Consider the following 21,082-nt stretch of genomic DNA (forward strand, 5'->3'; position numbering starts at 1 on the left):
CGATGCTCGAGATCGACCACATCAAGGCTCGCTACGGCACGCTCACGGCGCTGCACGACGTCAGCATCGCCCTCAAGCCGGGCGCGCGCCTGGGCGTGTTCGGGCACAACGGCGCGGGCAAGACGACGCTGCTGCGCTGCATCATGGGCGCGCACGCCCCGGCGGAGGGGCAGATCCGCTTCCAGGGCGAGGAAGTCCCGCCCGGGCGCGTGCCCGAGACCGTTCGGCGCGGGATCGCCTTCGTGCCGCAGGGACACAACGTGTTCCCGAACCTCTCCGTCGAGCGGAACCTCCATATCTCGGGACTGCTGTTCGACCAGAATTTCGTCCGCGAGGTTCTGAAGCTCTTCCCCGTGCTGGACGAGCGCCGGTCGCAACGGGCCGGGTCCATGTCGGGCGGTGAGCAGCAGATGCTGGCCCTCGGCATGGCGCTGATGACCCAGCCCAAGTGGCTGCTGCTGGACGAGCCCTCCACCGGCCTCGCCCCGGTGATCGTCCGCAATGTCATGGCCCAGATGCTCAAGGTCAGCGAGGCCTTCGGCACCGGGCTGATCATCGTCGAGCAGAACGTGCCCGCGACCCTCAAGGTGGTCGACCAGGCGCTGATCCTGAAGTCAGGCCGGCCCGTCTTCCAGGGCGAGGCGCGCGAGCTCGCCGAGAAGCCCGATCTCTGGGAATGGTTCTGATGAACAGCGACACGAACGACGTCCGGGCGCGCACGGCGGCGGCATTCCGCGGCCTCATCGAGTGGTCGGCCGGGCGGCTGGGCCAGGACTTGCCCGAGCACGTGCGCCGGCGCGCGGCGCTGGTGCTGGCGGACGACATCGGCGCCATGGTGGCCGCCACGGCCGAGCCGCAGGTCCTGCTCGCCCAGAACGCCTTCGAGCAGGACTCCGCCAGCCGCGAGGCCACCGTCTTCCGCCATGGCGCGCCACGGCTCGACCGCTATTCGGCCGCCGCCGCGAACGGCGTGGCCGCGACCTGGTGCGAGCTGGACGAGGGTTTCCGGGCCGCGCCCTGCCATGCCGGGGCCTACCTGCTCCCGGCCCTGCTGGCCGAGGCGGAGCGCCGGGCCGCCACGCTGGGCGACGTCTTGAACGCGGTGGCGCTCGCCTACGAGATCACGGCGCGTTGCGCGCTCGCCTTTCCGTTCGGCTCCATGCGGGTCCACCCCCATGCGGCCTTTGCGACCGTGGGCGCCGCCGCCGGGGCGGGCCTGATCCGCGGCCTTGATGCGCGCGCCCTTCTCGGCGCCGTGTCCGGGGCCGCCAGCATGAGCTTCGCTGGACCGTACAACCACGCCGTGGAGGGCGCCCTGGTGCGCAACGCCTGGACCGCGGCCGGCGCCTGGATCGGCCTGCGCTCGGCGGACTGGGCGAGCTTCGGGATCGCGGGGATCGACGCCACCGTCTACGACGTCTTCGTCAACTGCCTGGGCGCGGAAGCTGTCCCCGAGGCGCTTGTGGACGAGCTCGGGAGCCGCTGGGCCATCGCGGGCGGCTATCACAAGGTCTTCGCCTGCTGCCAGTACGCCCACTCGGCGGTGGAAGCCTCGCTCGAGCTCGTGAACCGCCTCGAAGGGAGCGGGCGCGCGGCGGCGGACATCGCCGAACTCGCCGTCGAAACCCACCCCAAGGGCCTGACCCTCACCAATGTCGCGCCCGAGACGGGCCTCGCGGCGAAGTTCTCCATGCCCCACGCGGTGGCCGCGACGGCGCTGCTCGGAACGGGCGGAGCCCGGGCCTTCGCGGACGACACCCTGGCGGAGCCGCGCATTGCGGCGCTGCGCTCCCGGGTGCGCCTCCTCCCGCACACGGCCGTGGGCGAGTGGCCCAAGGATCGGCCGGCGCGGGTCACCTGGCGGTTCCGCGACGGGGAGGAATGGACCGCGGCCTGCGAAAGCGCCCGCGGCGGGGCCGACCAGCCCTTCGACGACGCCACCCTGTTGGCGAAGCTTTCCGAGAACACGTGTGGCGTCTTCCCGCGCATGGCGATGACGCTGGCGGCCGCGGTGGCCGGGGAGACGTCCTTGCGGCGTCCCTGGCCGGCGGTGGTGCAGGACATGATCAGTGGAGCGGCGTGAGATGGCGGTGGATGTGGATGTTCTGGTGATCGGCGCGGGCGCGTGCGGTCTCGCGGCGGCCATCGCGGCTCACGACGCCGGGGTCAGCGCCGCCATCCTGGAGAAGATGGACAGGCCCGGCGGCAACTCCTCCCTGTCCACGGGCTCCGTGCCGGCCGCCAACAGCCGCTTCCAGCGCGAGGCCGGCATCAAGGACGATCCCGAGACCTATGTGCGCGACCTGATGGGCATCGCCAAGGAGACGGACGACATCGCCCTGGTGCGCCGGATGGCGGAGGTGTCGGCCGAGACCGTCGAGTGGCTCGTCGACGACGTCGGCGCGCGCCTGAAGCTCGTGACCGCCTACAAGCACATCGGCCATTCCGTCCCGCGCCTCCATGCGCCCGTGTCGCGCCGGGGCCAGGACCTCGTGGACGACCTGCTGGCCGCCGCGGAGCGCCGGGAGATCCCGGTGGCGGTCGGCAACGCCGTGCGCGACCTCATCGTCGAGGACGGCGCCGTGGTCGGCGCGGTCGTGGAGAACCAGGGCGCACGCTCGGAGCTGCGGGCCCGCAAGGTCATCCTGGCGGTGAACGGCTTCGCCGGGAACCCGGAGCTGGTCCGGCGCTTCTGCCCGGAGATCGCCGGCGCGCAGTACTTCGGCGCGCTCGGGTCGACGGGCGAAGCCGTGATCTGGGGCGAGAAGCTCGGCGCCGGCTTCGCCAACATGCAGGCCTACCAGGGCTACGCGGCGGTGGCCGACCCCCATGGCGGCCTCCTGTCCTGGACGACGATCGAGAAGGGCGGGATTCTCGTGGGCGAGGACGGGCGCCGCTTCGGCGACGAGAGCCTGGGTTATTCGGGCTACGCGCGCGTGGTGCTGGAGCATGGCCAGCGCGCCTACGCCATCTTCGACCAGAAGATCTTCGACATCGCCGCCCAGGAGGAGGAGTTCCTGGAGCTTGCCAACTACGGCGGCGTGAAGAAGGCCGAGAGTCCGGAGGCGCTCGCCGCCTTCTACGGACTCGACGCTGACGCGCTCGCGGCGGAGATCGCCGCCTACAACGCGGCCGCCTCTGGTTCCGGCGCCGACGCCCAGGGCCGGAAGGACTTCGGGCTGGGGCCGCTGCAGGCGCCCTACTTCATCGCGCGCGTGGTGCCGGGCCTGTTCCACACCCAGGGCGGCCTGCGCGTGGACGGCGACGCCCACGTGCTTCGGCCGGATGGCGGCCGCGTGCCGAACCTGTTCGCGGGCGGCGGCGCAGCCGCGGGCATCAGCGGGCGCGCCGGGGCGCTCGGCTACGCGTCCGGCAACGGCCTCCTTTCGGCCATCGCGCTGGGCCGCCTCGCCGCCCTCGCGGCGGCGCGTGAGATCCAGGAGGAAACGCGGTGACGCTGTCGCGGACGCTTGTTCGACGGTCAGCCGAACTGCGGGCGGCGCGCCTTCCGGACGCCGTCGCGCACGCAGCGCGGCTGCACCTGCTGGACGCCATCGGCGTCGGGCTCGCGGCCTCCCAGGGGGCGCAGGGCCAGGCCTACCGCACCTTTGCGGCCGGGCTCCCGGCCAGGGGGCCAGCCACCCTGTTCGGCGCGGGCCGGGGCGCAGGCGCCGCCGATGCGGCGCTCGTCAACGGCGGGCTGATCCACAGCCTCGAGTTTGACGACACCCACACCGAGAGCATCGTCCACGGAAGCGCCGTGCTCGCGCCTGCCGCGCTGGCCGTGGCTGAAGCGCATGGCGCCAGCGGCGGCGCCATGTTGGGTTCCTACGCCCGCGCCTGGGAGATGCTGATCCGGGTCGGCCTCGCCGCCCGGGGGCGCTTCCAGCAGCGGGGCTTCCAGGTCACCTCCGTGGGCGGGGCCATGGCCGCCGCCTTGATCGCGGCCGAACTCTCCGGGCTCGCGGAAGACCAGTCCGTCGCGGCCCTGGGAATCGCGCTCAGCCAGGGCTCGGGCGTGTTCGAGTTCCTGAGCAATGGCTCTTCCGTCAAATCGCTCCACCCGGGCTGGGCGGCTCATGGCGGGGTGATCGCGGCGCAGTTCGCCAAAGCCGGCATGGGCGGTCCCGAGACGGCGTTCGAGGGCCGCTTCGGCCTGTTTACGAGCTTCGCGGGCGCGCCCGACGCGGCTGACGCCTTCGGGAGCGAATTGGCCGACTTGGGGACGCACTGGCGTCTGCCGGACGCCGCGTTCAAGTTCCACCCCTGCTGCCATTACCTGCACCCCTTCATCGAGGCGGCCGGACGCTTGGCCGAGGATGGGGTCAGGGCGGACCGGGTCGAAACCCTGCTGTGCCGCGCCCCGGCCGGCGCAGCGCCGATCGTGTGCGAACCGTGGGGCGAGAAGAGCGCGCCACCGACAAGCCATGCCGCGCGCTGGAGCCTGCCGGTGGCGGTGGCGGCCCGTCTGGTGGACGGGCGCGTGGATCTCGCTACGTTCGAAGACCCGCTGAACCCTGCCGCACTGGCGTTGGCCCAGCGGATCCGCTGGGAGCCGCTGGCCGAAGATCGCTTCCCCCAGGCCTTCGAGGCCGAGATCGTCTGCGTCACGGCTGACGGCCAGACCCGGACCGTCCGCATCGACGACGTCTACGGCAACCGGAACCGGCCGGCGGGAGACGCCGCGGTCCGGGCCAAGTTCCGGGCCAACGCCGGCCTGGCGCTTTCGGCGGAGTCCGTGGCCGCCCTGGAGGCGGCCATCGATCACCTGGACGAGGCGCCCGACCTGCGCGCCGTCACCGCGGCGCTGCGCGGCCCCTCCCCCGCCCTGTGAAAGGAACGAGACCATGAGCGACTACGACCTGGTGATCCGCGGCGGCGAGGCGATCCTGCCCGGCCGCGGCCGGACGGCCTGCGACATCGCCATCCGGGATGGCCGCATCGCCGCGATCCTGGCGCCGGGCGAAGCCGCGCCGGCCCAGGAGACGCTGTCGGCCAAGGGTCTCGTCGTCATGCCCGGCGCGATCGACGTCCACCTGCATCTCGGGCACGGCAAAGACATTTCCCGTCCGCGCGAGCCGGGCGACGCCGACCGGGAGACGGCCGCGGCGGCCAAGGGCGGCGTGACCACCATCGTCCCCTACCTCATGGCCAGCGAGCCCTTCGAGACGATCTTCGACGACGTGGTCTCCGTCACCGAGCAAGGCGCCCGCGTCGACTTCGGCTATCACTTCATCATCTCGACGGAGCAGCAACTCGCAGGCGTGCCGTCCTATGTCCGCGAGTATGGCGCTCCCAGCTTCAAGATCTTCATGAACAACCGTGGCGGGGAAGGCGCCCGCCTCGGGCTGCCCGACATCGATGACGGCTTCCTGTTCCGGCTGGCCGAAGCGGCGGCGGCCAATGGCGGCATGGTCTGCCCGCACCCCGAAACCATCGAGATCGCCTGGGTGCTGCGCGAGCGCGTGAAGGCCCAGGACCCGGAAGGCTGGGGCGGCCTCGCCACCTGGAACGCGACCCGCCCGCCTTTCGTGGAGGCTGACGCCGTGCAGCGGGCTGCCTACATCGCCCACAGCGCCGGGGCCCCGCTCTACGTGGTCCACACGTCTTCGGCCGAGGCGCTGGAAGCGGCGCTGCGCCACCGCCAGGCGGGCGCCAAGGTGTTCATCGAGACCTGCCCCCACTACCTGACCCACGACATCACCTGGAGCGGCGGCGACATCGGCAAGATCAACCCGCCCCTGCGCGAACCCGCCGACCGCGAGCGCCTGTGGCAGGGCCTCATCAACGGCGAGATCGACACCGTCGGCACGGACCACGTCCACCGGGACATCACGTCGAAGCAGGGCGGGATCTGGGCCGCCTCCCCCGGCTGCCCGGGAATGGAGACCATGCTGCCGGTGCTGATCAGCGAGGGCCACCACAAGCGCGGACTGTCGCTGGAGCGTATCGCGGAGCTGACCGCGACCAATCCCGCGCGGGCGATGGGCCTCGGGCACGTCAAGGGAGCCATCGCGCCCGGTCTGGACGCCGACCTCGCCGTGGTGGACCCCGACGCATCCTGGACCGTCGAGCGCGCGGATGTGGTCTCGAGCGCCGGATACTCGATCTACGAAGGCGAGACCCTGAAGGGATCCGTCCGGCACGCCTTCGTGCGCGGGAAGGCCGTTCTCAGGGACGGCGCGCTGGCCGACGACGCAACCGGCTGGGGTCGTTACGTGAGGCGCAAGCTCGAAGGCTAGCAGGCCGCATGCGGGCGCCGCGCCCGGCACATCCGCCGCACGGCGCGTGAGCAGCCTCGCCATTCCCGGCAGAGCAGCCTCGGCGATCCGGCCATCTTGGGCCGGGTCTCCGTGGTCACTTTGGTCCCGTGACAGACAGCGTGGAATACGCGGCAGGGATCACCCGCCCATACGAGAAGGGCTCGGTGCGCCAAACGTCCATCGCCGGGCGTGAGCCGGCGTGCAATCGGCGATCGTCAGGAGAGAAGTTGGGCCCCTCGGACCTACGCCACCCTTGGCGGGTCGGCCCCTGGAGCCGGCGTTCCTGGGTCAGCCCATGACCCAAGGAAGTGATGGTCGGAGTGGCGGGATTCGAACCCACGACCCCTAGTCCCCCAGACTAGTGCGCTAACCGGGCTGCGCTACACTCCGACTTGGCGCGCTTATACGCAGCCGCAGCGGTGGGCGCAACAGGTTCCGACGGGTTTGTGCGACTTTCCTGCGGAATTCCCGCCAAGTGGCTGAGGGTTCTTACAAAAATGGAAACGGCCGGCATTCGCCGGCCGTTTCGGATGCTGGCCTCAGGCCTCCGGCGGAGCGCCGGCGCCGCCGCCCACATCGGGCGCGTCCGGGCCCGGGAAGGAGTCGTCGCCATTGGCCTCGCCATGGCCGTTGCCGTTGGGCGCGTCCTCGCCCTCGTCCGAGATCCGCTCCACGGAGACGACCTTCTCGTCCTTGGCCGTGTTGAACACGATGACGCCCTGCGTGCCGCGTCCGGCGATGCGGATGCCGTCCACCGGGCAGCGGATGAGCTGGCCGCCGTCGGTGACCAGCATGATCTGGTCCGAGTGCTCGACCGGGAAGGAGGCCACCAGCGGCCCGTTGCGGTCGTTCACCACCATGGCGACGATGCCCTTGCCGCCGCGGTTCGTGACGCGGATCTCGTAGGCTAGCGTGCGCTTGCCGTAGCCCCGCTGCGACAGGGTGAGCACGACCTGCTCCTTCGCCGAAAGCTCGGCGTAGCGCTCCTGCGACAGGGACGCGGTCGGGGCGGCGGCCTCCTCGTCGTCCGCCACGGCGCCGTCCTCGCCGACGCCTTCCCCCTGCACCGCGCGGCGCATCTTGAGATAGGCGGCGCGCTCCTCGGCCGAGGCGTCCACGTGGTTGAGGATGGCGAGCGAGATGACCGTGTCGGCCTTGCCCAGCGCGATGCCGCGCACGCCGGTGGAGTCGCGGCCCTTGAAGACGCGAACGTCCTCCACGCAGAAGCGGATGCACTGGCCCTGCGCGGTGGTGAGCAGGACGTCTTGGTCCGCCCGGCAGATCTGGACGTCGACGATATGGTCGCCCTCGTCCAGCTTCATGGCGATCTTGCCCGCCCGGTTCACGTTCACGAAATCCGACAGCTTGTTGCGCCGGACGCCGCCGGAGGCGGTCGCGAACATGACGTCGAGCGTGCCCCAGGCGTCCTCGTCCTCGGGCAGCGGCATGATGGTGGTGATGCGCTCGCCATCCTGCAGCGGCAGCATGTTGATGAGCGCCTTGCCGCGCGCCTGGGGCGCGGTGAGCGGAAGGCGCCACACCTTCTCCTTGTAGACCTGGCCACGCGACGAGAAGAACAGCACCGGCGTGTGCGTGGAGGCCACGAACAGCCGGGAAACGAAATCTTCCTCGCGGGTCTGCATGCCGGAGCGGCCCTTGCCGCCGCGACGCTGGGCCCGGTAGGTCGAGAGCGGCACGCGCTTGATGTAGCCGGCGTGGGACACGGTGACGACCATGTCCTCGCGCTGGATCAGGTCCTCGTCGTCGAACTCGGCGTACTCGATCAGCGTGGTCTTGCGCGGCGTGGCGTAGAGCGCCTTCACCTCGGCGAGCTCGGTGGAGACGATGCCCATGATGCGCTCGCGCGAGCGCAGGATGTCGAGGTAGTCGGAGATCTCCGCCGCGAGCTTGTTCAACTCGTCCGCGATCTCGTCCCGGCCGAGAGCCGTGAGGCGCTGCAGGCGCAGGTCCAGGATGGCGCGGGCCTGGGTCTCGGACAGCCGGTAGGTGCCATCCTCCGACACCCGGTGGCGCGGGTCGTCGATGAGCGCGATCAGCGGCGCCACGTCCTGCGCGGGCCAGTTGCGCGACATCAGGGCCTCGCGGGCCGTGTTCGCGTCCGCGGAGGAGCGGATCGTGTGGATGACTTCGTCGATGTTCGCCACCGCGATGGCGAGGCCGACCAGCACGTGGGCGCGGTCGCGGGCCTTGCCGAGCAGGAAGCGCGTGCGCCGGCTTACCACCTCCTCGCGGAAGTCCACGAAGGCGGCGATCAGGTCGCGCAGCGTCAGCGTCTCGGGCCGGCCGCCGTTCAGCGCCACCATGTTGGCGCCGAAGCTCGTCTGCAGGGCGGTGTAGCGATAGAGCTGGTTCAGCACGACATCCGCCATGGCGTCGCGCTTGATCTCGATGACGATGCGCATGCCGTCGCGGTCGGACTCGTCGCGCAGGTCGGAGATGCCCTCGATCCGCTTCTCGCGCACCAGCTCGGCGATCTTCTCGATCAGAACCGCCTTGTTGATCTGATACGGGATCTCCGTGACGATGATCGCCTCGCGATCCTTGCGGATCTGCTCGGTGGTCGTCTTGGCCCGCATGATGATGGAGCCGCGCCCGGTCAGGTAGGCGCTGCGGATGCCGGCCTTGCCCAGGATGGAGCCGCCGGTGGGGAAGTCGGGCCCGTGGATGTGCTCCATCAGGCCTTCGACGGTGATCTCGGGGTCCTGGATATAGGCGATGCAGCCGTCGATCACCTCGCCCAGATTGTGGGGCGGCACGTTGGTGGCCATGCCCACCGCGATGCCGCCGGCGCCGTTCACGAGCAGGTTCGGGAAGCGGGCCGGCAGAACCGTGGGCTCCTTCTCGGAGCCGTCGTAGTTGGGCTGGAAGTCGATCGTATCCTTGTCGAGGTCGTCCAGCAGGGTCATCGCCGGCCGGGCGAGACGCACCTCGGTGTAACGCATGGCCGCCGCGGGGTCGCCGTCGACGGAGCCGAAGTTGCCCTGGCCATCCACCAGGGGCAGGCGCATGGAGAATTCCTGCGCCATGCGCACCAGCGCGTCGTAGATCGACTGGTCGCCGTGCGGGTGGTACTTACCGATGACGTCGCCGACCACGCGCGCCGACTTGCGGTAGGGCCGGTCCGGGAAATACCCGTTCTCGTTCATCGAGTAGAGAATGCGCCGGTGCACGGGCTTCAGGCCGTCACGGGCGTCCGGCAGGGCGCGCGACACGATCACGCTCATCGCGTAATCGAGGTAGCTGCGCTTCATCTCATCCGCGATGGAGACAGGGCGGATGTCCTGGCCCTCGCCGCCGCCGGCGGGGACGTTGTTCTCTTGGTCGGCCAAGGTGCTGTCCGATAATCGTTTTCGTGTGCTTTCTCTTAAACGATTCCGGGTTCGGAGACCACCCTGACCGGGCGTTTTACGCGCCCAAATAGCGCAACCGGATCAACGCCTTAGCGGAAAGGTGAGATTAAGGCCGATCCGTGGCGGGCGGCGGGCCCGGATTCGGGGTTTTCGCGCCGCCGCGAGGGTCTGCTGCAGCGCGGCGCCGAGCCGAGGATGAACATGGGCGAAAGCGCGCGCGCAAGCCGTTCCGGGGGGCGGCGCGGCTAGCCAGCGCGGCTCCGCGCGCCCTAGGGTGCATCCATGCTCGTCGACTATCTCACCTCCGCCCTGGTCACTCTCCTGGTCACCGTGGACCCGCCGGGGCTCGCGCCCCTGTTCCTGGGCGTGACGCGCGGCATGAGCGACGCGGAGCGGCGGCAAGTCGGCGTGCGCGCCTCCATCATCGCCGCCGTGATCATGGGGGCGTCGGGCCTCGCCGGCGCGAAGCTTCTCGACGCGCTGGGCATCACCCTCCCCGCCTTCAGGATCGCGGGCGGGCTGCTGCTGTTCTGGATCGCGTTCGAGATGGTGTTCGGCGGGCGCGGCGAGCGGAAGGGCGATACGGCCGAGAAGGCGATCACGCTCGACCACATCCGCAACGTGGCGGCTTTCCCGCTCGCCATTCCGCTCATGGCGGGGCCCGGCGCCATTACGGCCACAATCCTGCTTGCCGGGCGCGCCGGGAGCGACCCCGTGCGGCTCGGCTTGCTCATGGCCGTGATCGTCGGCGTCTGCCTGTCGTGCCTGGCCGTGTTCTATACGGCCAGCCAGATCTCGCGGCTGCTCGGCGTCACCGGCAACGTCGTGCTCTCACGCCTGCTGGGCGTGATCCTGGCGGCGCTGGCCGTGCAGTTCGTGGCCGACGGCGTCAAGGCGATCCTGGCGGGATAGGGGGCCCCGCGCTCACCCCAGGCGCGTCAGAAGCCGCTCCATCAGCGCCGTGCGCGGCAGGATGGACGAGATCAGCGCGTGCTCATGCAGCGTGTGGGCGCCGTCGCCGTCGATGCCCAGGCCGTCGAGCGTGGGGATGCCCAGCGCCGCCGTGAAGTTGCCGTCGCTGCCGCCGCCCGTCATGGGCACGTCCTGCAGGTCGACCCCGATCTCGGCCGCGAGCGCCCTCGCCTGCTCGTAGAGCGCCGCAACCTCCGCGGTCTTGTTGTAGGGCGGCCGGTTCATGTCGCCGACGACGGTGATGCGGCAATCCGGATCGACCGGCGCGAGGCCCTTGATGCGGCCCGTGAATTCCTCCCCATCGGCAGGGTTCACGACGCGCAGGTCGACCGAGAACCGGGCGAATTGCGGAATCACGTTCGCGGCGGTGCCGCCGGCCATCATGCCGACCGTGGTGGTCACGCCCCGGGCGTAATCCGTGAGAGCTTCCACCAGGAGGATCTGCCGCGCCGCCTCCCGGATGGCGCTGCGGCCGTCCTGGTGGCGCGAACCGGAGTGGGCCGGGCGGCCCTCCACCTGCACGTCGAAGCGGCCGACGCCCTTGCGGGCGGTGACGATCTTGCCGCCGTCGCGGGCGGGCTCGGTGACGAGCACCGCCGAGGCCTGGCACCCAAGGTCCTCGATCAGCGCGCGCGTGGTCGGCGAGCCGATCTCCTCGTCGGGCGTGAACAGGAAGGTGAGCGGCGCCCGCGCCTCGCCGGACGCGGCCGCGCGCTTGAAGCCTTCCAGCGCCAGGTACGCGCCGCCCTTCATGTCGTAGATGCCCGGGCCGTAGAGCTTGTCGCCCTCGCGGCGGATGGGCAGGTCCTTGGCGAGCGTGCCGACCGGATGGACCGTGTCCACGTGGGACATGACGAGGACGCCGCGCCCGCCCGTCCGGGCGCCGGCGCGCAGGATGAGGCTGTCGCCCAGGCCGTCCTTGCCCGGCACGCGCTCGACCGCGATGGGCAGGCCCGCGACGTCCGCCGCCACGGCGTCGATCATCCGGTTCACGCCCGCGGCGTCATGGGTGGGGCTCTCGATCGCGACCCAGCGCGAGATCCCGTCCAGCATGGACTCGAGGGCGTTATTGGACATGGGGCGGCCTCCTGGGAGCTGTGGCGCTTTTTGTGGCGCTCTTAGAGCACCGCGGCGCGCCGCATACAACACCCGGGAGGTAATCGGCCCGAGATGGAGCAGGGACTCCCCGTTACTTCTCCATGAAGCCGCGGACCTTGTCGGAGAGCGGCGCCATGGCCACCACGCCGTTGAGATGGCCGAAATTCCCGCCAATCTCGCCCGTCTCGACGGGCGCGCCGCCGGAACGGATGATGTCGGCCGTGGCCTTCACGAAGGACTGGTCGAACACCTGATCTGTCGGAGAGTAGAGGATCAGCGTCGGCGCCTTGATCGCCTTCAGCCGCTCTCCTTGCGCCGCCATGAAGAGCTGGTTGGCCTTGACCAGGTAGAGGAAGTGGTTGGCGTCCGAAACAGCCGCACGGGCCGTGGCGGACTGTTCGAGGCCCTGCTCGATCTTGTAGCGGTTGCCGATGGCGGCCGCCGGATCCTTGCCCTCCTCGGCCCAGGCCCGGCCAAAGGTCTTCTCGGCCCAGAGCCAATGGTTGGCGTGGAGGGACACCACCTTGAGCGCCTGCTTCAGCCCCTCCGTGGGCGGCTCCTTGCCGTAGTAGTCGCCGTTGTTCCACTTGGGGTCGACGCGGATCGGCGAGGCCCAGACATCGAGCCAGGCGATCCCCCAGGCGCCGCTGTCGGCTGCCCCGATCACGGCCATCAGGCGCCCCACCTTGTCGGGATAGTCTGCCGCCCACTCATAGGCCTGGAGCGCGCCCATGGAGGCGCCGGCCACCGCATGGAGCTTGCTGATGCCCAGGCTCTCCACAAGCGCCTTCTGGACCTCGACGAAGTCGCGGAAGGACACCACGGGGAAGTTCAGGCCATAGGGCTTGCCCGTGTCAGGGTCGATGCTGGCGGGACCGGTCGTGACGACCTTCGGGTCCCCGGTGTTGAGGTTCACCAGGGTGTCGGAGGCGATCACGAAGAACTTGTTCGTGTCGATGGCCTTGCCCGGGCCGATGATGGCGTCCCAATAGCCCGGCGTCTTGTCGCCCGGCGCGTACTTGCCCGCGGCGTGGCTGGTGCCCGAAAAGAAGTGCGTGACCAGGATGGCGTTGGAGCGATCGGCGTTCAGGGCGCCGTAGCTCTCCCAGCCGATCTTCACGTTCTTGATGGTCCTGCCGCCCTGGGTGGTGAAGGACGGCATCTCGAAGGTCTTCTTCTGGACGATGAGGTCCTCGGCGGCAGCGCCGCCTCCGCCCAAGCCCGCGCCCACCAGCGCCAGCGCAAGCGTGGCCGCCCGCGCGATCCGTCCCAGCCTCATCGCGATTTCTCCCTGCTGGCCGTCTGTGCGGCTTCCGCGCAGGATGGCCCGGTTCGCGGCAGGCGCCAACGCCTCTCTGCGCCCTTCAGGTCGGTTCCGGCACGATAATCCGGCGGTAGAGCCGCCAGGTCGCGTGGCCCAGGATCGGCAGGACCAGGAACAGCCCAAGGAAGAAGGGCGCCGAAGCCGCGACCAGCAGGATCACCACGATCGCCGCCCAGGCGAGCATGGGGCCGGGGCTGGTCGTGACCGCCCGCACGCTGGTGATCATCGCCGTGATGAAGTCGACGTCGCGGTCCAGCAGCAGGGGGAAGGACACTGCCGTCAGGGAGAACAGGATCGCGGACAGGACGGCGCCGTCGACATGGCCAATGGCGAGAAACAGCCACCCCTCGGGGGTGGTCAGCAGCACATGGACGAACTCCTCCATGGCGAAGGTCTGGAAGCCGAAGAACAGGGCGATGAGCAGCCTGATCTGGTACATCCACATCATGAAGATGAAGAGCGTGACGAAGGCCATCCAGCCGAGCTCGCGCCGGCTCTGGGCGAAGACCACGCCCAGGATGGGGCCCCATGCCAGCGGCAGGCCCGCCTCGCGGCGCCGCGAGACTTCATAGAGGCCGACGGCCACGAAGGGGCCGATCAGCGAAAAGCCGGCAGCCAGGGGATAGACGAGATAGCCCATGCCCCAGGACAGGGCCGCCAGCACCATCACCATCCCGCCGACGGCGTAAATGCCGCCGAAGAAGAGGCCGTAGAGCGGCGCCGCCTGGAAGTCGCGGACACCCTGGGCGAGCGCCTCGCCGATGTCCGAGAAAGCGATGCGCCGGACCTGCGGTTCGGGCCTGCGCTCCGCGCCCGGCCCGGGAATCGAATGAAGATCGGTCGCCCTATCGGCGTCTGTCATGGCGCTCCCCCAAAGCGGCCGCTTTGCGCGGTCCGGCCTCGTCTTGACCGGCGCGCGCCGGGGGAAACCCGCGCCGATGGGAGGAGCATGCCAGAACGGGCGGCCGGATCAAGCCGGGGTCCACCCGTTCCGGAGGAGGCCAGGTCAGGCGCCCCATGTCCCGGCGCGTCGCTGAGCTCCGAACGTTCCGGCTCGGCCGGTCACCCGCTCAGGCGCGAGCGAGCGCCCCCTCGCCCGCCTTAGAACGGGATGTCGTCGTCGAGATCGGTCGAGCGCCCGCCGCCGGACGGCGCCGGGCGGCGCTCCATGGGGGAGGACCTGCCGAAATCGCCGCCACGGCTTCCGCCGCCGCCATAGCCGCCCGAGGAGCCGCCATAGCCTTCATCGTCACCCATGCCGCCACCGCCGCCGCCGCCACGGCCGTCGAGCAGGGTCAGTTCGCCGCGAAAACGCTGGAGCACGACCTCAGTGGCCGTGCGCTCGGCGCCATTTTTGTCCGTGTATTTGCGGTTCTGGAGCTGGCCCTCGAGATACACCTTGGAGCCCTTCTTTAGGTACTGCTCGGCGATCTTGGCGAGGTTCTCGTTGAAGATCACGACGTTGTGCCACTCGGTGCGCTCCTTGCGCTCGCCGGAAGCCTTGTCGCGCCAGGTCTCGGATGTGGCGACGCTGAAATTGACGACGGGCTCGCCCGAGTTGAGCCGGCGGACCTCAGGGTCGCGCCCCAGGTTGCCGACCAAAATGACCTTGTTGACGCTGCCCGCCATTGGGGTGCTCCTCGTTCCGATTTGGCGCGACCTTAAACCATCGGCGGCCGGGGAACGCCACGACCGGAAGGCTTATCCACACCGGAGCCGCCGAAGCGCGATTGAAAGCTAAAGCGGCTTTGTTCCTGTTGTGTTCCTAGCAGGTTCGGTTTACAGACTCAAGTGCGGCCGCTGCACGGGGGCTGACGTGATCCGGGTTCCACCGGACCCTGTCGTTTCGGGCCCGGGCGCACTACATGTGGCGTTCAGACTTCCATGGATCGCGGTTGGCGTCGGGCGCTCGGCCCGGGCGGCGCGTGTTTTGCTGAATCAGGGTTTCCGCATGGCCGCCATTGACGAGATGTTCGACCGCGCCCGCGAGCAGCGCGCCAGGGGGGCGGGGCCGGACCAGCGGGTCATCGCCATCCGCGGCGCGCGCGAGCACAATCTCAAGAACGTCGACCTGACGATTCCGCGGGACAAGCTCGTGGTGTTCACGGGCCTCTCCGGCTCGGGCAAGTCCTCCCTCGCCTTCGACACGATCTACGCGGAGGGGCAGAGGCGCTACGTCGAGAGCCTGTCGGCCTACGCCCGCCAGTTCCTGGAGATGATGCAGAAGCCGGACGTCGACCAGATCGACGGCCTCTCGCCCGCCATCTCCATCGAGCAGAAGACGACATCCAAGAACCCGCGCTCCACGGTGGGCACGGTGACCGAGATCTACGACTACATGCGCCTGCTCTGGGCGCGCGTGGGCGTGCCGATCTCGCCCGCCACCGGTTTGCCGATCGAGAGCCAGACCGTGTCCCAGATGGTGGACCGGGTGCTGGCCCTGCCGGAGAAGACGCGCCTCTACCTCCTTGCGCCCGTGGTGCGCGGCCGCAAGGGCGAGTACCGCAAGGAGCTGGCCGACTTCCTGAAGCGCGGCTTCCAGCGCGTGAAGATCGACGGCGAGTTCCACGAGATCGCCGACGCGCCGGCGCTGGACAAGAAGTTCAAGCACGACATCGACGTGGTGGTGGACCGCCTGGTGGTGCGGCCTGATATCGCCTCGCGCCTCGCCGAGAGCTTCGAAACGGCGCTGGAGCTCGCCGACGGCATCGCCGTCATGGAGTTCGCGGACGAGAAGGACGACAAGGGCGAGCCCAGGCGGCTGATCTTCTCGTCCAAGTTCGCGTGCCCGGTGTCCGGCTTCACGATCCCGGAGATCGAGCCGCGACTGTTCTCGTTCAACAACCCGTTCGGCGCCTGCCCCACCTGCGACGGCATCGGCCACGAGATGGCGGTCGATCCCATGCTGATCGTGCCGGACGAAACGGTGACGCTGCGCGGCGGGGCCATCGCGCCTTGGGCCAAGTCCACTTCGCCATACTACGGCCAGACCCTGGCGTCGCTGGCCGATCACTACGGCTTCAAGCTTACGACCAAGTGGAAGGACCTGCCGCAGAAGGCCAAGGACGTCATCCTCTACGGGACAGGGTCGGAGAGCGTCCGCTTCGCCTATGACGACGGCCTCCGCGCCTACGAGGTGCGCAAGCCCTTCGAGGGCGTCGTGCGCAACATGGAGCGGCGCTACAAGGAGACCGAGAGCGACTGGGCGCGCGACGAGATCTCCCGCTTCATGTCCGAGACGCCTTGCGCGGCCTGCAACGGCTACCGGCTGAAGCCGGAGGCGCTCGCCGTCAAGCTCGATGGGCAGCACATCGGCGAGATCTCCCGTCTCTCGGTGCGGGATGCGCATGGCTGGTTCGGCGCCCTGCCCGAGACGCTCAACGACAAGCAGGCGGAGATCGCAGGGCGCATCCTGAAGGAGATCCGCGAGCGGCTCACCTTCCTGCTGGATGTCGGCCTCGAATACCTGACCCTGGCGCGCGCGTCCGGCACTCTGTCCGGCGGCGAGAGCCAGCGCATCCGCCTTGCGTCGCAGATCGGCTCCGGGCTGACCGGCGTTCTTTATGTGCTCGACGAGCCATCCATCGGCCTGCACCAGCGCGACAACGAGCGGCTGCTGCAGACGCTGAAGCGCCTGCGCGACCTCGGCAACAGCGTCATCGTGGTGGAGCACGACGAGGACGCCATTCTGCAGGCGGACTACGTGGTCGACGTGGGCCCCGGCGCCGGGATCCATGGCGGCCAGATCGTCAGCCAGGGAACGCCGAAGGAGGTGCTGGCGGACAAGAACTCGCTTACGGGCAAGTACCTGACGGGCGAACTCGCCGTCCCCGTGCCACCCAAGCGGCGCAAGCCGCAGAAGGGGCGCACCCTGAAGATCACGGGAGCGCGGGGCAACAACCTCAAGGACGTGACGGCCGAGATCCCGCTGGGCACCTTCACCTGCGTCACTGGCGTGTCCGGCGGGGGCAAGTCCACGCTCGTGATCGACACGCTCTACAAGGCCGTCGCTCGTCGGCTCAATGGCGCGCTGGAGCACCCGGCTCCCTTCGACACCATCGAGGGCCTGGAGCACCTGGACAAGGTGATCGACATCGACCAATCGCCGATCGGGCGCACGCCGCGGTCGAACCCTGCCACCTACACGGGCGCCTTCACGCCCATCCGCGAGTGGTTCGCCGCCCTGCCGGAGGCCAAGGCGCGCGGCTACCAGGCCGGGCGCTTCTCGTTCAACGTCAAGGGCGGGCGCTGCGAGGCTTGCCAGGGCGACGGCGTCATCAAGATCGAGATGCACTTCCTGCCGGACGTCTACGTCACCTGCGACGTCTGCAAGGGCAAGCGCTACGACCGCGAGACGCTCGAGGTGAAGTACCGCGAGAAGTCCATCGCCGACGTGCTGGACATGACCGTCGAGGAGGCCGGCGAACTGTTCAAGGCCGTGCCGTCCATCCGGGACAAGATGGAGACGCTGGCGCGCGTCGGGCTCGACTACGTCAAGGTCGGCCAGCAGGCGACCACGCTGTCGGGCGGCGAGGCCCAGCGCGTGAAGCTGTCGAAGGAGCTGTCACGCCGCTCCACCGGGCGCACCCTCTACATCCTGGATGAGCCGACGACCGGTCTTCATTTCCACGACGTGGCCAAGCTGCTCGAGGTGCTGCACGAGCTCGTGGACCAAGGCAACACCGTGGTGGTCATCGAGCACAACCTCGAGGTCATCAAGACGGCGGACTGGGTCATCGACATGGGCCCGGAGGGGGGCGATGGCGGCGGGACCATCGTGGCCCAGGGGCGGCCCGAGGACATCGTCAAGGTCGAAGCGAGCCATACAGGCCGCTTCCTCAAGGAAGTGCTTGCGCGCCGCCCGCTCAAGGCAGCCAAGCGCCAGGCGGCGGAATAGCTCTGACGCGCGGGGCCGCTCCTGGCGGACAGCCGGCGCTCGAATTCGGCTCGCAGCGCCGGCATGCGCCAGCTGCAAGCATTTGTTCAGCATGATGCGAAGCAAGCGGCGCTTCAGGTTCACCGACCTGAGGCGCCGTTTGCCTTTTCAGGAGGCACGCACGGGCTAGTGTTCTCCCGCACTTCAGCGGCCCCTGCGCACCTTTCTAGCGCGTTGGAACGGTTTTTTCGAATTTTTCGCCGGGCCGTGCCCGCATTTTCGGCTTAAGCGCTACTTTTATGCCATGCACGATTCGCGCATCTCTTAACAAATCCTCCCGCTGCTATGCATTGACAGAGGGTCCGGCATGTTGCAGCCCCGCTGGCAGCGCATGGGGCGCGGACGTATATGCGGTGCAGCAAATCGCTGACGCGAAGCGCCGCCAGGACTACGCAATTCTCCTGACTGCCCAGCGTCTTACCGCACCGCACAGGAGTCCGTCATGCTGACCGTCAACACCATTTCCAAGCGCCTCCGCAACTGGGCCCGTTATCGCACCACGGTGCGTGAGCTGTCCCAGCTCACCGACCGCGATCTGAGCGATCTCGGTATCGCCCGTGGCGACATCCGCTTCATCGCCAAGAAGCACGCCGTCAAGGCGTAAGCCTCCTCCGCAGGATCGTCGGCGAAACCTCCCTTCCGCCGCAGATCCTGCGTCCGAGCTCTCCCGGAGCTGGCCGATCCCCTCCCAGGCCGCTCCCGAGCGCAGGCGCCCGCCTCCCGGCGGGCGTTTTGCGTTTGTGGGCCGGGGCGCCATGCGGGCCGTTGCGTGTGCGGCTCTCCGCCCCTAGGTTCCGCCGCATGAGCAAGCTCTCTCCTATTCACGTCATCGGCGGCGGCCTCGCCGGGTCCGAGGCCGCCTGGCAGATCGCCAACGCCGGCGTCCCCGTGGTGCTGCACGAGATGCGGCCGGTGCGCGGCACCGACGCCCACAAGACGGACGGCCTGGCCGAACTCGTCTGCTCCAATTCCTTCCGGTCCGACGACGCGCGCACCAACGCGGTCGGGCTGCTGCACGCGGAAATGCGGCGGCTCGGCTCGCTGGTCATGCGCTGCGGCGACGCCAACCAGGTGCCGGCCGGGGGCGCCCTGGCGGTCGACCGCGACGCCTTTTCGGCGGCGGTCACCCAGGCGCTCGACGCCCATCCGCTTGTGACGATCGAGCGCGGCGAGATCGCCGGGCTCCCGCCGGCCGAGTGGGATTCGGTGATCGTCGCGACGGGCCCCCTCACCTCTCCGGCGCTGGCCGAGGCGATCCTGCAGCTCACGGGCGAGACCTCGCTCGCCTTCTTCGACGCCATCGCGCCCATCGTGCACCGCGACAGCATCGACATGGACGTGGCGTGGTTCCAGTCCCGCTACGACAAGGCCGGCCCGGGCGGCACGGGGGCCGACTACATCAATTGCCCCATGACCCGGGAGCAGTACGAGGCCTTCGTGGACGGCCTGCTGGCGGGCGAAAAGACGTCCTTCAAGGGCTGGGAGCTGAACACGCCCTATTTCGACGGCTGCCTGCCGATCGAGGTCATGGCCGAGCGCGGACGGGAGACGCTGCGGCATGGGCCGATGAAGCCCTTCGGCCTGACGAACCCGCACAAGGAGGGGCCCGCGGCCAAGAGCTACGCAATCGTTCAGCTGCGCCAGGACAACGCCCTGGGCACGCTCTACAACATGGTCGGCTTCCAGACGAAGCTGAAGCACGGCGCCCAGGTCGAGCTGTTCCGCACCATCCCGGGGCTGGAGAACGCCGAGTTCGCACGCCTCGGCGGCCTGCACCGCAACACCTACCTGAACTCCCCCGTGGTGCTGGACCCGGCGCTGCGGCTCAAGGCCCAGCCGCGCCTGCGCTTCGCCGGGCAGATCACCGGCTGCGAGGGCTATGTGGAGAGCGCCGCCATGGGCCTGCTGGCCGGGCGGCTCGCCGCCGCGGAGCGGCTCGGGTCGCCGCTGACGCCGCCCCCGGCGGACACCGCCATGGGGGCGCTGCTGAACCACATCACCGGCGGGCACATCGCCACCATCGACGAGGGCCCGCGCTCCTTCCAGCCCATGAACGTCAATTTCGGGCTGTTTCCCCCGCTGACCGAGGCGCCCAAGGGCGAAGACGGCAAGAAGCTGAAGGGCACGGCCAAGGCGATCGCCCGCAAGATGGCCATCACGGACCGCGCGCGCGTCGCCATGGAGACCTGGGCGGCGGCGCAGGAGGGCGGCCGCGTGGCGGCGGAGTGATCCGCCGGCCCGGGCGGCCAGGGCTTCGAACTTTCAGCGCGCCTGGCGCGAAGCCCGCCAGAGCGTCCAGATTCGCCTGAGTGGCGAGATGTCCACGGCCATTCGGAACGGATCGGAGGCGGCGCGCTCGGAGGCAGCCAGGTAGGGCTCCACCAAGGCGGCCGGGGTCATGGCCATGCGAACGGCAGGCGGGGCGCTCTCCGCCGCACGCCGTGCCGCGTCCATGTGGCTGCGGGCAAGCGCCCTCACGTCCGCAAGCACGGCGCGCAACGGTTCGCCGACCTGGCGAGCCAGCAGGCTCTCGCGGGTGAGGCCGTGGCGGTTCATCAGGTCCACCGGAAGGAACACCTGCCCGCGGCCCACCGCCCAGGGCAAGGCGCGCAGAATGCCGGCCAGCGCGTAGGCCACGCCGGCGTGGCCAACCGCGTCCGAGCCGCCGGGGTCTGCGCCGTCAGCCAGCGCCAGGCTCGCCAGGCGCATCAGGGCCGAAGAGGTCTCGCCGGCATAGCCCTCCAGGTCGGCGACGGAGGGCATCGGGTCGTCGTAGAGATCGAAGGTGCGGGCTTCGATGAGGTCGAGGAGCGCCTTCCGTGGCCAGTTGTAGCGCGCGATGGCGCGGGCCAGCGCCTCCGCGACAGGGTGACCGCTGAACGCCATGGCGTCGCCATGGAGCAGGTCGCGCCAGTATTGAAGACGCATCTCGCCGGGCAGCGGCTCGGAGACGATCTCGCGGACCCGGCTCACCTCGACGTTGAACGCATAAAGGGCGAAGAGCGCCGGACGCTTGTCTTCCGGGGCGAAGAGCGTCGAGAGATAGCGGTCGCGGTCGTGCTGGCGCACGAGGTCCGTGACGTAGTCGCCGCCCTCGCCAGGGGCATCGGCGCTCATC

15 protein-coding genes and 1 tRNA gene are annotated in these 21,082 nt (G+C 69.5%); 9 read left to right on the forward strand and 7 right to left on the reverse strand.

Translation table 11 applies throughout. The features are described 5' to 3' along the window. The first annotated feature begins 2 nt into the window (after positions 1-2). Genes SLNSH_RS07690 through SLNSH_RS07710 form a run of 5 tightly spaced genes read left to right on the forward strand, consistent with a single transcriptional unit; the run spans position 3 to position 6,242 of the window. Positions 3-686, forward strand: a complete 684-nt coding sequence (locus SLNSH_RS07690; protein ID WP_106336101.1) for an ABC transporter ATP-binding protein — start codon at positions 3-5, stop codon at positions 684-686. Further along, positions 686-2,083: an MmgE/PrpD family protein gene (locus SLNSH_RS07695; protein ID WP_106336102.1), complete on the forward strand. Its 1,398-nt coding sequence runs from the start codon at positions 686-688 to the stop codon at positions 2,081-2,083. The genes SLNSH_RS07690 and SLNSH_RS07695 overlap by 1 nt, the downstream gene beginning before the upstream one ends. Next, entirely contained in the window at positions 2,070-3,455 is a 1,386-nt protein-coding gene (locus tag SLNSH_RS07700) for an FAD-dependent oxidoreductase (protein WP_245422131.1), read from the forward strand. Before SLNSH_RS07695 ends, SLNSH_RS07700 begins: the two co-directional genes overlap by 14 nt. After that, the gene (locus tag SLNSH_RS07705; RefSeq protein WP_106336104.1) at positions 3,452-4,834 is read left to right on the forward strand and encodes an MmgE/PrpD family protein; all 1,383 of its coding nucleotides are present in this window, start codon (positions 3,452-3,454) and stop codon (positions 4,832-4,834) included. Before SLNSH_RS07700 ends, SLNSH_RS07705 begins: the two co-directional genes overlap by 4 nt. 13 nt (positions 4,835-4,847) lie before the next feature. Then, positions 4,848-6,242 carry a dihydroorotase gene (locus SLNSH_RS07710; protein ID WP_106336105.1) on the forward strand — a complete coding sequence of 465 codons (1,395 nt, stop codon included), beginning with the start codon at positions 4,848-4,850 and terminating at the stop codon, positions 6,240-6,242. 333 nt (positions 6,243-6,575) lie between these two features. On the opposite strand, the gene SLNSH_RS07715 is transcribed toward SLNSH_RS07710, so the two are convergent. Further along, positions 6,576-6,653 (reverse strand) — tRNA-Pro (locus SLNSH_RS07715). Positions 6,654-6,802: 149 nt separating this feature from the next. Further along, positions 6,803-9,535 carry a DNA gyrase subunit A gene (gene gyrA / locus SLNSH_RS07720; protein WP_210202492.1) on the reverse strand — a complete coding sequence of 911 codons (2,733 nt, stop codon included), beginning with the start codon at positions 9,533-9,535 and terminating at the stop codon, positions 6,803-6,805. 381 nt (positions 9,536-9,916) lie between these two features. Between gyrA and SLNSH_RS07725 the strand changes: the two genes are divergently transcribed. After that, positions 9,917-10,546 carry a MarC family protein gene (locus tag SLNSH_RS07725; RefSeq protein ID WP_106336107.1) on the forward strand — a complete coding sequence of 210 codons (630 nt, stop codon included), beginning with the start codon at positions 9,917-9,919 and terminating at the stop codon, positions 10,544-10,546. Positions 10,547-10,558: 12 nt separating this feature from the next. Here SLNSH_RS07725 and SLNSH_RS07730 read toward each other — a convergent pair whose 3' ends face one another. The 4 genes from SLNSH_RS07730 to ssb all read right to left on the reverse strand — a co-directional run bounded on the left by SLNSH_RS07730 (position 10,559) and on the right by ssb (position 14,657). Continuing rightward, on the reverse strand, positions 10,559-11,683 hold the full coding sequence (locus tag SLNSH_RS07730) for a M20 family metallopeptidase (RefSeq protein WP_106336108.1): 1,125 nt from the start codon (positions 11,681-11,683) through the stop codon (positions 10,559-10,561). A gap of 112 nt (positions 11,684-11,795) precedes the next feature. Next, positions 11,796-12,983, reverse strand: coding sequence for an E22 family MetX-like putative esterase (locus SLNSH_RS07735; protein WP_106336109.1), 1,188 nt, complete (start codon positions 12,981-12,983; stop codon positions 11,796-11,798). An 85-nt stretch (positions 12,984-13,068) separates the two neighbouring features. Further along, positions 13,069-13,890: a DUF2189 domain-containing protein gene (locus SLNSH_RS07740; RefSeq protein WP_106336110.1), complete on the reverse strand. Its 822-nt coding sequence runs from the start codon at positions 13,888-13,890 to the stop codon at positions 13,069-13,071. Between the two features lie 239 nt (positions 13,891-14,129). After that, on the reverse strand, positions 14,130-14,657 hold the full coding sequence (gene ssb / locus SLNSH_RS07745; RefSeq protein WP_106336111.1) for a single-stranded DNA-binding protein: 528 nt from the start codon (positions 14,655-14,657) through the stop codon (positions 14,130-14,132). 322 nt (positions 14,658-14,979) lie between these two features. On the opposite strand from ssb, the gene uvrA reads away from it, so the two are divergent. From uvrA to trmFO, 3 genes are all read left to right on the forward strand, one after another. Beyond that, entirely contained in the window at positions 14,980-17,925 is a 2,946-nt protein-coding gene (gene uvrA / locus SLNSH_RS07750) for an excinuclease ABC subunit UvrA (protein WP_106336112.1), read from the forward strand. Between the two features lie 481 nt (positions 17,926-18,406). After that, positions 18,407-18,568, forward strand: a complete 162-nt coding sequence (locus SLNSH_RS07755; RefSeq protein WP_106336113.1) for a DUF1127 domain-containing protein — start codon at positions 18,407-18,409, stop codon at positions 18,566-18,568. A gap of 197 nt (positions 18,569-18,765) precedes the next feature. Then, complete coding sequence (trmFO, locus tag SLNSH_RS07760; protein ID WP_106336114.1) at positions 18,766-20,193, forward strand: methylenetetrahydrofolate--tRNA-(uracil(54)-C(5))-methyltransferase (FADH(2)-oxidizing) TrmFO; 1,428 nt, start codon at positions 18,766-18,768, stop codon at positions 20,191-20,193. Positions 20,194-20,226: 33 nt separating this feature from the next. On the opposite strand, the gene SLNSH_RS07765 is transcribed toward trmFO, so the two are convergent. Further along, positions 20,227-21,081 (reverse strand): phytoene/squalene synthase family protein, encoded by an 855-nt coding sequence (locus SLNSH_RS07765; RefSeq protein WP_106336115.1) that lies wholly within the window; start codon positions 21,079-21,081, stop codon positions 20,227-20,229. Position 21,082 lies beyond the last annotated feature (1 nt).

The sequence above is a fragment of the Alsobacter soli genome (assembly GCF_003004785.1).
GTDB lineage: Bacteria > Pseudomonadota > Alphaproteobacteria > Rhizobiales > Beijerinckiaceae > Alsobacter > Alsobacter soli.